7 protein-coding genes are annotated in these 13,426 nt (G+C 36.2%); all 7 read left to right on the top strand.

Annotation, left to right across the window (positions count from 1 at the left end; genetic code table 11):
- Nucleotides 1-13: 13 nt before the first annotated feature.
- The 7 genes from DM444_RS19510 to DM444_RS19540 all read left to right on the top strand — a co-directional run bounded on the left by DM444_RS19510 (nt 14) and on the right by DM444_RS19540 (nt 13,344).
- Nucleotides 14-1,990 (top strand): RagB/SusD family nutrient uptake outer membrane protein, encoded by a 1,977-nt coding sequence (locus DM444_RS19510; protein ID WP_111289747.1) that lies wholly within the window; start codon nt 14-16, stop codon nt 1,988-1,990.
- A gap of 100 nt (nt 1,991-2,090) precedes the next feature.
- Nucleotides 2,091-3,803 (top strand): polysaccharide lyase, encoded by a 1,713-nt coding sequence (locus DM444_RS19515; protein WP_111289749.1) that lies wholly within the window; start codon nt 2,091-2,093, stop codon nt 3,801-3,803.
- Nucleotides 3,804-4,093: 290 nt separating this feature from the next.
- Nucleotides 4,094-4,783 (top strand): DUF3826 domain-containing protein, encoded by a 690-nt coding sequence (locus tag DM444_RS19520; RefSeq protein ID WP_111290145.1) that lies wholly within the window; start codon nt 4,094-4,096, stop codon nt 4,781-4,783.
- 54 nt (nt 4,784-4,837) lie between these two features.
- The gene (locus tag DM444_RS19525) at nt 4,838-6,544 is read left to right on the top strand and encodes a polysaccharide lyase (RefSeq protein ID WP_111289751.1); all 1,707 of its coding nucleotides are present in this window, start codon (nt 4,838-4,840) and stop codon (nt 6,542-6,544) included.
- Between the two features lie 171 nt (nt 6,545-6,715).
- Entirely contained in the window at nt 6,716-9,883 is a 3,168-nt protein-coding gene (locus DM444_RS19530; RefSeq protein WP_239455728.1) for a DUF6298 domain-containing protein, read from the top strand.
- A 260-nt stretch (nt 9,884-10,143) separates the two neighbouring features.
- On the top strand, nt 10,144-11,547 hold the full coding sequence (locus tag DM444_RS19535) for a glycoside hydrolase family 140 protein (RefSeq protein WP_111289755.1): 1,404 nt from the start codon (nt 10,144-10,146) through the stop codon (nt 11,545-11,547).
- Between the two features lie 228 nt (nt 11,548-11,775).
- Nucleotides 11,776-13,344 carry a glycoside hydrolase family 28 protein gene (locus DM444_RS19540; protein WP_111289757.1) on the top strand — a complete coding sequence of 523 codons (1,569 nt, stop codon included), beginning with the start codon at nt 11,776-11,778 and terminating at the stop codon, nt 13,342-13,344.
- Nucleotides 13,345-13,426 lie beyond the last annotated feature (82 nt).

Below are 13,426 nucleotides of genomic sequence, written 5' to 3' on the forward strand. Positions count from 1 at the left end.
ATTAAAAGCAATTATGAAAACACCATTTAAATATATAACATTATCACTTTTGCTTGCCTTAGGTACTGCTTCTTGTAGTGATGATTTTCTTAAAGATAAGCAAGCTTATGGCTTATATGATGATACGTTCTATCAAACTCAAGAACGTGCACAAGCCTACGTAGATAATCAGTATTATGATTTTTATAATTCATATAAATCGCCTACAGCAACAGTTATTGGTTCGTATACTGATACCAATTCAAAACTAACTGAGGAATTAGGAGGAACACAGGATTATATTAATCCAAATAAAACGCTTTTGAATGCTGCTGAAGCAAGTACATATTATGGAGCAAAATTAACAACAAGTATTAATAACTATCCATATAACAGAATTAGAGAATGTACAGCTTTCATAGAAGAAGTTGATGTTAAAGGTTCAAACCTTGACAAAACTTTCCGTGATCGTGCAAAAGGGCAAATGTATTACATGCGTGCAATGCAATATTTTGATTTAATGCGTGTGTACGGAGGAGTTCCTATTGTTACAACTGTTCAAAATGCATCGGCAGATGATCCTTCTATTCAGCTTCCAAGAGCAAAAGTTTCAGAAGTAGTAGATCAAATTGTTAAAGATCTTGATATGGCTGCAAGTTTGCTTCCTGGAAATTGGGATTCAGCTAATTACGGACGTTTTACAAAAGGTGCTGCAATGGCTCAAAAATCAAGAGTTTTATTAACTTTTGCAAGTCCGTTATTTAACAAAAGCTGGGATGGTTCTAATGAGCGTTGGGAAGCTGCTTTAAAAGCAGGTCTTGAAGCAGAAGCACAATTAACAGCTGATGGTTATGGATTATATGGAAGCTCTGCAAAACAATGGGAATCAATGTTTTTAATTGATAATGTTTTTTGTTCAGAAGCTATTGCAGTGCAACTTTGCGGAACATCTACTTTATCTACAGGAATAAACAATTCATGGGAAAAAGGTATTCGTTTATTAAGTTTAGGTGGAACAGGAGGAGGAACACCAGCTCCTAAAGAAATGATTGATTTGTTTCCAATGAAAGACGGTAAAAGACCTACAGCAGCAAACGGATATAATGATTTTACATTCTTTGTAGATAGAGATCCAAGATTCTACAGAACATTTGCTTTTTCTGGAGTTAAATGGGGTTACAAAGAAACTCCAGACGCAGTTCTTTGGGCTTACCGTTGGGTAGATGGTTCTAATAAAGCTGGTTTCGCAGATTCAAATACAGCAGTTTCAAGCCCTGCATTTGTTAGAAAAATGAGTAATTCAGCAGCAAGTAAAGAAACGAATTTCCAATATTCTGGAACAGATATTATGGAATATCGTTATGCAGAATTATTATTGAATATTGCAGAATGTTATGCTGCTTTAGGTCAGACAAGCAATACCTTAGCTTATTTAGGAAGAATTAGAAACCGTGTAGGTATTCCCGCAGCTAATAATTATGGAATTGGAACACTTTCTGATAAATATGCCGCAATCGAAGCAGTATTATACGAGCGTAGAGTAGAATTAGCATACGAAGGGAAACGTTTCTGGGATGTTCAAAGATGGATGCTTTACGATAATGAAGCACTTGCAGGTGTAACTGGTGGAACAGTAAGTAAATTGCATTTAACTCCAATTAATGGAACAAAACGTACTGGAAACTTTTTACAATATAAAAATACAGCAGAATCTTCTACAAAAGATCCTTTGTCTGCTGATCGTGCAGGTATTATGGCCGATCCAGATGCAACTAATTTCCAAGCACAATTAACAGCTTTGGCTAATTTCTATAACACTAATTTTACACGTACAGAATTAATAACACCAATGGATAACTATAATGGAGCGGCGGTTAATATTAAATTTAATCCAAACTACTACATAAATGGTCTTGCAACTGCGCCTTTAACAGCAAATCCATGGTTATTACAAACTATTGGCTGGAATGATAATTTTGGAGCACAAGGAACCTTCAATTATCAAGAATAAATTTAATATCAAAACAAGGATTATATAAAGCTTTTCACCTGTATTCGTCAAAAGATACAGGTGATTTGTTTAAAAAGAATTACCACAACTAGAAATTAACATGAAAAATTCCGCATTATTTATCGCATCATCTCTGCTTTTTTTAGGAAGTGCAAAATGTTTTGCACAATATCCGAAGATAAGTCCAGAAGTTCAGGCTCAAGAAAAAGCAATTAAAGAAGAAGCTCAAAGACTTTCTGATGAAGCTTGGACAAAAGCTTTAGTTGTTATTGAAGAAGAAGCAAAACACGGAAAACCATATATCCCGTGGGCAGCAAGACCGACCGATTTACCTCAGGCAGAAATCCCTGCTTTTCCAGGTGCTGAAGGTGGCGGAATGTACACATTTGGAGGTCGTGGCGGAAAAGTTTATACGGTAACAAGTCTAGAGGACCGCGGACCAGGAACTTTACGTGAAGCTTGTGAACAAGGAGGAGCGAGAATAGTGGTATTTAACGTTGCTGGAATTATCAGATTAAAAAGTCCGTTGATTATTCGTGCACCTTACATTACAATTGCGGGACAAACAGCTCCTGGCGATGGTGTTTGTATTGCTGGAGAATCAACTTGGATTGATACGCATGACGTAATTATCAGACACGTACGTTTCCGTCGTGGAGAAACTTTTGTAGGCCGTCGTGATGATGCAATCGGAGGAAATCCTGTTGGAAATATTATGATCGACCACGTTTCTGCAACTTGGGGATTAGACGAAAACATGTCAATCTACAGACATATGTACAATCCAGGGCCAGGTTACCCAGACATTAAAGTGGGAACTGTAAATATTACCATCCAAAATAGTTTATTCGGAGAAGCTTTGGATACTTACAATCACGCTTTCGGAAGTACTTTAGGTGGAGAAAACTGCTCTTTCATGAGAAATATGTGGGCTAATAATGCTGGAAGAAACCCTTCTATTGGTTGGAACGGAATTTTCAATTTTGTGAATAACGTAGTTTTTAACTGGTACAATAGATCTACTGATGGTGGAGATTATACTGCTAATTACAACATCATCAATAACTTCTATAAACCAGGACCAGTTACCGATTTGACACAGCCAATTAGTTATAGAATTTTAAAACCAGAATCGGGAAGAAGTAAATTGCCATACATGGTTTTCGGTAGAGCTTATGTAAACGGAAATGTTGTTAATGGAAACGAAAAAGTGACTAAAGACAACTGGGATGGTGGAATTCAGTTAGAGAATAAAAAAGGGGAATTAATGACGTATGATGAAGCAAAAGAATACTTCTCTAAAATGAAAGTAGATAAAGCTTTCCCAATGCCTTGGTTCAACAAATTCATGACTGCTGAAGAATCATATGAGTTCGTTCTTAAAAATGTTGGAGCTACTTTACCAATTAGAGATAAAGTGGACGAAAGAATCGTAAGAACGGTAAAAACTGGAGTTCCAGAATATGCTAAAGGATTAGAGAAAAAGACTTTCTACCAATTTGAACACAGACGTTTACCGATGGATTCTTATAAAAAAGGAATTATTACAGATGTTTCGCAAGTTGGAGGATATCCAGAATACAAAGGAAAACCTTATGTAGATACAGACAAAGACGGAATGCCAGATGCTTGGGAGAAAAAATATGGTTTAAATCCGAACGATCCATCTGATGCGCAAGGAGATTTAAATGGAGATGGATATACAAATATTGAAGATTACATCAACGGTGTAAATCCTGCCATAAAAGTAGATTGGAAAGATTTAGCTAATAACAAAGAAACTTTAGTTAGACCTTTATTAGATTTAAAATAGGAACAATTTTTGAAAACATTCTTGTATCAGAGTAAAAAGGAATGTTTTCGAAAATAGCCTGAAAGGCTCAAAGCACTAACATAGGACAACGTCCTATGTATAACAATAAAGAAAGAAAAAAAGCCCTGAAAAGGCGAAAGCAATTAATGATGTGCAGCTTATAAAGGCTTACGCCCTTTCAGGGCTATGTCTATATGAATTGTGAGTCATAGGATTTTATCCTATGGTATTGCTTAAAGGCCGTTGGCCTTATGATTGAGTTAAAAAAAATAACTAAAAAAAGAAAGACAATGGCACTAAATAAATTAAACGCTGGTTTATTATCGCTAGTTTTTGCATTTTCAAGTTTAAATGCACAACAGCATTTAGATCCTGAATATGTAAAGGTTACCAATGAAAGAGCGGCAAAAATCGTTACTAAATTAGATTTGAAAAACGAATCAAAAGAGAAAGCAGTTTCAAATATTATCGCACAGCAATTCAGAGATTTAACTGAAATTCAAGACGGAAGAGATGCTGAAATTAAAAAAGTGAAAGAAGATACTTCTTTAGCAAAAGAAAAGCAAAACGAAAAGATTGATAAACTGAAAACCAAAGCTGACGAATCAATTGCAAAACTGCATAAATCTTACATCAAAAAATTAGGTAAAGAACTATCAGAAGATAAAATCACTGAAGTAAAAGACGGAATGACTTATGGCGTGCTTCCTATCACAGTTGCAGGTTACAATGATATGCTTCCAAATTTAACAGCAGAACAAAAAGACTACATCTACAAAGCTTTAGTTGAAGCTAGAGAACATGCAATGGATGCCGGTTCATCTAAAGAAAAACACGGATGGTTTGGTAAATACAAAGGAAGAATCAACAACTATTTATCGAAACAAGGTTACGATTTAAACAAAGAAAGTAAAGATTGGCACGAACGTGTTGAGCAAAGAGAAAAGAATAAAGTAAAAGATTCTACTGTAAAAGAATAGTTTTCTCTATCAAACTTTCTACTAGAACTATTAACTGCAACCACACACAATCCAATGCAAAATATTTTCCCAAAACATACTTTAAAGAGAACATTTATGGCGTTGTCATTTTGTTCACTTGTATCATCGGCATATGCGCAATATCCTGTAATTCCAAAACCTGTTCAGGAAAAAGCGGATGCTATTTTAGCTGACGAAGAAAAAAGGCTGAGCGAAATATGGAATGCTAATCTTCATATTATCAAAGAAGAAGCAAAACAAGGAAAACCTTATTTACCTTGGGCTTCGTATCCAAAAGATTTTGTGCAGGCAGATATTCCTGCTTTCCCGGGTGCTGAAGGCGGTGGAGCATATACACAAGGTGGTCGTGGCGGAAAAATATTTGTGGTTACGAGTTTAGAAGACAGCGGAAAAGGAACTTTTCGTGAAGCCTGTGAAGCGGTTGGAGCAAGAACTATTGTTTTTAATGTTTCGGGAATTATTCAATTGAAAAAAAGAATCAGCATGCGTGCGCCTTACGTGACCATTGCGGGGCAAACTGCTCCAGGTGACGGAATTTGCATTGCCGGAGAAACTTTAGAAATCGATACTCATGACGTGATTATTCGTCATATGCGTTTCCGTCGTGGAGCTACAGAAGTAACGAGAAGAGATGATGCATTAGGAGGAAATCCAATGGGAAATATCATTGTAGATCACTGTTCGGTAAGCTGGGGATTAGACGAAAATATTTCTTTATACAGACATCAATTTGCAGCTAATGCAAAATCAAAACTGGAAAAATTACCAGCTTGTAATATTACGATTCAAAACACTATTTCATCAGAAGGTTTGGATACGTACAATCATGCTTTCGGAAGTACAATCGGCGGATTAAATAGTACTTTTATGCGCAATTTATGGGCCGACAATATTTCTAGAAATGCTTCTATCGGAATGTATGGCGACTTTAATTTTGTGAATAATGTAGTATTTAATTGGTGGAATCGTACGCTTGATGGAGGTGATTATCGTTCAATGTTAAATATCATCAACAATTATTTTAAACCAGGGCCAATAACTCCTGTAAACGAGCCTATTTCGCATAGAATTGTAAAACCTGAATCAGGATATATTGAACCAAAACAATACGGAAGAGCGTATGTTTCAGGAAACTTTATTGTTGGTTCTCCTGAAGTTACAGCTGATAACTGGAATGGTGGCGTACAATTAGAAAACCTTCCAGAAGCGGAAACCAAAGAGTTTTTAGCAGCAATCAAACAGCCAAAACCATTCTCAATGCCAAAATTCAATATCATGTCGGCAGAAGAAGCTTATGATTTTGTTTTGACGAATGTTGGAGCAACTTTACCAAAAAGAGATGCCGTTGACGAAAGAATCATCAAACAGGTCCGCACAGGAAAAATCGAAGTAAAAGACGGTTTAGAAAATTCAATCGGAAAAGAATATATCAAAAGAAGATTACCAGCTGACTCATATAAAAAAGGAATTATAACGCATCCAGACCAAGTTGGCGGATATCCAACTTACAAAGGAAAAGCATATAAAGACTCAGATAATGACGGAATTCCAGATGCTTGGGAAAAGAAATACGGTTTAAATCCAAATGACGCTTCAGACGCTAATAAAGATGCAAACGGAGACGGTTATACCAATATCGAAAAATATTTTAACGGAATCGATCCAAACAGTAAAGTTGATTGGACGAAAATGGAAAATAATACGGATACTTTAGCGAAGCTGAAATCATTATTGCAATAATTTCAACTTAAAGAATGTACCCAAAGTTTGTCATTCCGACGAAGGAGGAATCACACTAGAAACTCCACAACAGTACGTAAATCCCGCGTGAGATTTGCTTCGCCTGTTCGCTATCGCTCGAGTTTCCTTCGTCGAAATGACAAAATTGTGGAAATGCTTAACTTTAGAAAATTGAAAAATATACTTAAAGTGAATTTCATTAAACAAAATATAATCCCTTCCTTCAAAAACACATTAGTGATAATGTGTTTTGCTATGTTTACATCTGGAAACATCACAGCCCAAAACAATTTCCCAGATATCGTTAAAACCAAAGAAGGAAAACTTTCTTTCACAGCTGATAATCAAGGAAATCAAATTCCAGATTTTTCTTTTGCAGGATATAGAAACTCAGAAGTTGCCATTCCGAATTTGGATAACAAAATTCTTGTTTCGCAGCAAGAAGAAGATGCAACGCAGAAAATCCAAAATGCAATTGATTATGTAAGTGCATTAAAACCAGATAAATCAGGATTTCGTGGAGCAGTTTTGTTAGACAAAGGAACTTTCAAAATCAGCGGAACATTATACATTAGAAAATCGGGTGTAGTTTTAAGAGGAAGCGGAAATTCCGAAAATGGAACCGTACTTTTAGGAACTGGTTTAGAAAGAGAAGCTTTAATTAGAATTTTGGGTGAAAATGATAAAGCTTATAAAGATTCATTTGAATTCGTAAACGCTTACACGCCACTTGGAACGCAGAAAATCCAACTAAAAAATACTTCAAAATTAAAAGTTGGAGACGAAATCGAAATCAGCAAACCTTTAACGGATAATTTCATTAAAGAAGTAAACATGCAGGATTTTGGCGGAGAAACTTCTTGGATTGGATGGAAAAAAGGGGATTGGACGACAACTTGGAATCGTGTTGTAACCAAAATCAACGGAAACGAAGTAACCGTAAACGCACCAATTACAATGTCATTAGACGATGCTTTTGGAACTTCTAAAGTAACTGTTTATTCTTGGCAAGGAAGAATTGAAAATACTGGAATTGAAAACATGTTAATAAAATCAACTTACAATCCTTCAAATTTAAAAGACGAAGAACATCGTTGGCAGGCAATCAGCATTGAAAATACCAGAAATGCTTGGGTAAAGCAAGTTAATTTCAAACACTTTGCAGGTGGAGCGGTTACGATTTTAAAAACAAGTCAACAAATCACGGTTGAAGATTGTATTGCCACAGAACCAATCTCTGAAATTGCTTCATTCAGAAGACATACTTTTTATACCGAAGGTCAGCAGACTTTATTTCAGCGTTGTTATTCAGAATTTGGATATCATGATTTTGCCGTTGGCGGATTTGGAACAACTGGACCAAATGTGTTCGTACAATGCGAATCACATTTACCATTCGAAAACAGCGGAGCAATCGGAAGCTGGGCAACTGGAGTTTTATTTGACATTGCCAATATCGACGGAAAAGCATTGAGCTACAACAACAGAGAACAAGGCGGAAGAGGCGCTGGATGGACAGCAGCTAATTCTGTAATCTGGGAATCATCGGCATCAAAAGTAGAATGTTATAGCCCGCCAACAGCACAAAACTGGGCTTTTGGAGTTTGGGGACAATTTGGAGGAAACGGACATTGGAAAAACGTAAACGAACATATCAGTCCAAGAAGTTTATTCTACACACAATTAGAAGCCAGATTAGGAAAACTTCCAGTTCAGCCTTTTATCTACGATTTAGGCTCAGAAGCTTCTTCAAGTCCGAGCGTAGAAGTTGCAGCAGAATTGACTAAAAACTCTGCTACAACGGCAAAAAGTTTACAAGAATTGATTGCAGAAGCTTCAAAAGCAAATCCGATTAATACAGACAGTAAAGGTTTAAAAAATGCAAACGATTTAAAAGTTGCATCAAATAAAACAGAAAAATCAACTTCTAAAGTAACAGTAGAAAATGGCTGGTTAACTTTTGAAGGTAAAGTAATTGCAGGAAAACAAACCAACGTAGCTTGGTGGAGAGGTGATTTAAGTGATGATTTCGTTAATAAATCAACACCGCACATCACTCGTTTTGTACCTGGAAGAACAGGAAACGGATTGACGGATAAAGTACAAGAAACGGTAGATTATTTGACTAAAAACAATATTGTTGCCTTAGAACACAATTACGGTTTATGGTACGACAGAAGGATGGACGATCACGAACGTGTTCGCAGAGTTGATGACGATGTTTGGCCACCGTTTTACGAACAGCCTTTTGCAAGAAGCGGAAAAGATTTTGCCTGGGATCATTTAAGCAAATACGATTTAACAAAATTCAACGATTGGTACTGGAGCCGTTTAGCGCAGTTTGCAACGCTGGCAGAACCAAACGGACAATTGTTAATCAATCAGCAATATTTTCAGCACAACATTTTAGAAGCCGGAGCACACTGGGCAAGTTCACCTTGGCGTTCAGCAAACAATATTAACAGCACAGGTTTTCCTGAGCCACCGCCTTATGCAGGAGACAAACGTATTTTTATGGCGGAGCAGTTTTATGATATTACGAATGCTCAAAGAAGAAAATTGCACGAAGGTTTCATTAGAAAATCATTTGAGAACTTTCAGGAAAACAGTAACGTAATTCAGTTAACAAGTGCAGAATATACTGGCCCGCTTCATTTTATGGAATTTTGGTTAGACCAAGCTCAAAAATGGAAAGACGAAACAGGAAAAAAAGGCTTAATTGGTTTAAGTGCTACGAAAGATGTTCAAGATGCTATCTTAAATGATGCTAAAAGAAATAAAACCGTTGATGTAATCGACATTCGTTATTGGTATTACAAAGAAGACGGCTCAGCTTATGCTCCACAAGGAGGCGTTAATTTAGCGCCAAGACAGCACGCCAGGAAACTAAAAACCGGAAAAGAAACCGACAATCAAGTATATCGAGCCGTTCGTGAATACAGAGAAAAATATCCCGAAAAAGTCATTTTATATTCAACAGATGGTTCTTCAAGATTTGGATGGCCAGCTTTAATGGCGGGAGCTTCAATGCCAAACATTCCAAAAATCGAATTGCCTCAGTTTTATTCCGCTTTAAGCGAAATGAAATTAGTTGATGGAAATACGTTTTCAGACAATCTTTGGAAGTTAGAAAACAAAGGAAAAAGCTATCTTTTTTATTTGAAAACCGACCAAGATATCACAATCGATTTATCAAACGAAAAAGGAACATTTGAAGTATTTGCAATTAATGCAACAACAGGAAATATAACGAAAAAAGCAAATATTAGCGGAGGAAAACAAGTTACAATGCCACAAGCCGAAATAAAAGAAAAAGTGCTTTTTGTAGTGAAGAAATAAAAGTTATTAGCCACGAATTCACGAATTAATTTTGAGAAGAATTAAATCTGATTAATTACCCAAATCTGCAAGAGAAAAATTTCACGCAGATTAAAAAAAGATTTAAGCAGATTCAGCAGATTTTATAAAATTTAGATCTGCGTAAATCTGCCAAGATCAGTAAAATCTGCGTGAAATAAAAAAACACAAAGATTATAAAAGAATAATTCGTGAATTCGTGGCTATCAAACCAAGAAACATAAATTCAAAAACAACCCAAAATGAATCTGAAAATTAAATCTTTATACGCTCTTAGCATAAGCTTTATGTTGACAGCACAAAGCGGATTTTCGCAATCTGCTAAAGCAAAAGCATCTCTGCCTGAAATCAAAGTATCTAAAAATCAGCATTATTTTGTTACCGAAAACGAAAAACCATTTTTCTGGCTGGGCGACACAGGCTGGCTGGCATTCGGGAAACTAGATAGAGCAGGCGTAGAGAAATATTTTAAAGACAGAAAAGAAAAAGGATTCAATGTCGTTCAGGTAATGGTTTTGCACAATATAAATGCCGTTAATGTTTATGGCGATGCTGCTTTAATCAACGAGGACGTTTCAAAACCATTGATTACGGCAGGAAATGATTTCAAAAAGCCACAAGAATACGATTACTGGGATCATGTAGATTACAGTTTAGATGTGGCTCAGAAAAATGGAATTTATTTAGCGATGGTTCCAGTTTGGGGAACCAACGTTTCAAAAGGAAATAAAGTAAGCAAAGAACAGGCAATTGAATATGCGAAGTTCTTAGCTAACCGATATAAAAACAGAACCAATGTAATTTGGTTAAACGGAGGAGATACACACGGAAACGAATTTCAAGATATTTGGAATGCCATCGGAAATACTTTAAAAACTAACAATCCAAATCAGTTAGTGACTTTCCACCCGTTTGGAAGAACTGATTCTTCAGAAAATTTTCACAACGAAAAATGGCTGGATTTCAATATGTTCCAATCCGGACACAGAAGATACGATCAGGATTCATCAAAAACGAATTTCAAAGAAGACAATTACAAATTCGTTCTAAGAGATTTCGAATTAAAACCAACAAAACCTACACTTGACGGAGAACCCTCTTATGAAGGAATTCCACACGGTTTGCACGATACTTTACAGCCAAAATGGACCGCAAGCGATGTACGCCGTTACGGATATTGGTCGGTTTTATCAGGCGGTGCAGGCTACACTTACGGGCATAACGCTGTAATGCAGATGTTCAGAAAAGGCGATAAACCAGCTTACGGAAACAAAGAGTTATGGACATCAGCGATTAATGCACCTGGAGTAAAACAAATGGTTTATATTAAGAAATTAATGGAAGAAGTACCATTTTTAGAAGGAGTTCCAGATGTTTCATTAGTGGTGAATCAAGGTGAAAAATACGATTATATTCCAGCGATAAAAGGAGAAAAGTACGCTTTATTATACACTTACAACGGAAGAATAATAGAAGTAAAACTTGGTAAAATTTCGGGAGATAAATTCGAAGCGACTTGGTACAATCCAAGAAATGGGAAGAAAACTAAAATAGGAACATTTGATAATAAAGGAACTCAAAATTTTCAACCAGAAGGCAAAAATGAAGATGGCAATGACTGGGTTTTGATTTTGAGATCGAAATAAGAATAGTCTAGAATTGTCTTCCTGAGCGAAGTCGAAGGACCGCAACGATTGGACACAGTAATTGATATTGCATGCGCCCTTCGACTTCGCTCAGGGTGACACAAAATGAGAATAAAATATTTCACGCAGATTTAAAATGATTTAAGCAGATTCTGCAGATTTTTAAAATATAAATCTGCGTTGATCTGCCAAAATCTGCAAGATCTGCGTGAAACCAAAAACACAACTATGAAAAATATACTAATAATACTTTTCTTCATAACAGGACTAAACATCGCTTTCGCTAACGACGGCTGGTTAAACATCTTAAAAGAAGGAGGAAACAACAAAGGAATAAAATGCACCCAAGCCATTCAGAATGCCATCGAAAAAGCATCTAAAAATGGCGGAGGAACTATCTTTTTCCCTGCGGGAGAATATTTAACGGGAGCTTTAACACTAAGAAGCAACATCACGATTCATTTAGATTCTGGAGCGCTTTTAAAGTTTTCAGAGAATTTCGATGATTTTCTACCTTACGTAGAAATGCGTTACGAAGGAATTGTAATGAAAAGTTTCCAACCCTTATTTTACGCCAAAGATGTAGAAAATATCACGATTACAGGAAGAGGCGTAATCGACGGACAAGGAAAAGCATGGTGGAATGAAGTGTACCGAATCGAAACGGCTAAGGAACCACTTCCACCAACCAAATACCAAACCATGTGGGAAGAGCAAAATAAAGGCCTTTACACAGAACCTTATTACAAAAGAACGGTGGACAAGAAATTCTTCAGACCTTCTTTCTTTCAGGCTTACAATTGTAAAAATATTTTAATTGAAGGTGTTACGTTCCAAAATTCACCTTTCTGGACCATCAACCCGGAATTCTGTGATAATGTAACCGTTACCGGAATTTCAATTTTCAATCCGCATTCGCCAAATACAGACGGAATCAATCCTTCTTCTTGCACTAATGTTCACATTTCAAATTGTCATATTAGTGTTGGAGACGATTGTATTACAATTAAATCTGGAAGAGACGGTGACGGACGTAAATATGGAAAAGCGACAGAAAATGTAACCATCACAAATTGCACTATGTTAAGTGGTCACGGTGGAGTGGTTATTGGAAGTGAAATGTCAGGAGGAATCAAAAAAATCACAATATCCAACTGTGTTTTTGACGGAACAGATCGCGGAATCCGTATCAAATCGGCACGTGGAAGAGGAGGAGTGGTTGAAGATATTCGTGTTGATAATATCGTAATGAAAAACATCAAAGAAGAAGCTATCGTTTTGAGCCTTTTCTATGATAAAGGAACACAGATTGAACCAGTTACCGAGAAAACACCGATTTTCAGAAACATTCACATGAGCAACATCACGGCTTCAAACGTAAACAAAGCTGGACAGATTCTTGGAATTACCGAAATGCCAATTCAAAACATCACTTTTTCGAACATCAATATGGACGGAAAAGAAGGTTTTACAGTAAGTACGGCGACCGATGTTGAATTTCATGATGTAAAAGTGAATGCAACTGTTGGTTCATCTTTCAAAATATCAGATTCAAAAAATATTATTTTAGACAATGTTGGATCTTCAACAGCCATAAAAGGAGTGCCAGTTATCAAATTAGACAATGTTTCAAATTCGTTGATCAACAATAATTTTCCATTCAATCCAACCGATATTTTTATCGAAGCGGATGGAAAAGAAACTAAAAATATTTTCTTGAAAAACAATGTTTTAAATAACGTGACAACGAAAATCAAAAAAGGAGCTTCTTTAGATAAAAAAGCAATTACAGAATAATTATTTAGCCGTATCCTAACAGGTTTTTAAAACCTGTTAGGTATTAATAATTAGAAGCAGAAGCATCAGGCATTTTTGGAAA

It is taken from the genome of Flavobacterium ginsenosidimutans, from assembly GCF_003254625.1.
In the GTDB taxonomy this organism is placed as follows: domain Bacteria; phylum Bacteroidota; class Bacteroidia; order Flavobacteriales; family Flavobacteriaceae; genus Flavobacterium; species Flavobacterium ginsenosidimutans.

Coding starts and splice junctions, on each gene's coding strand:
- DM444_RS19510 (WP_111289747.1), top strand. CDS start 14: ATGAAAACACCATTTAAATATATAACATTATCACTTTTGCTTGCCTTA.
- DM444_RS19515 (WP_111289749.1), top strand. CDS start 2,091: ATGAAAAATTCCGCATTATTTATCGCATCATCTCTGCTTTTTTTAGGA.
- DM444_RS19520 (WP_111290145.1), top strand. CDS start 4,094: ATGGCACTAAATAAATTAAACGCTGGTTTATTATCGCTAGTTTTTGCA.
- DM444_RS19525 (WP_111289751.1), top strand. CDS start 4,838: ATGCAAAATATTTTCCCAAAACATACTTTAAAGAGAACATTTATGGCG.
- DM444_RS19535 (WP_111289755.1), top strand. CDS start 10,144: ATGAATCTGAAAATTAAATCTTTATACGCTCTTAGCATAAGCTTTATG.
- DM444_RS19540 (WP_111289757.1), top strand. CDS start 11,776: ATGAAAAATATACTAATAATACTTTTCTTCATAACAGGACTAAACATC.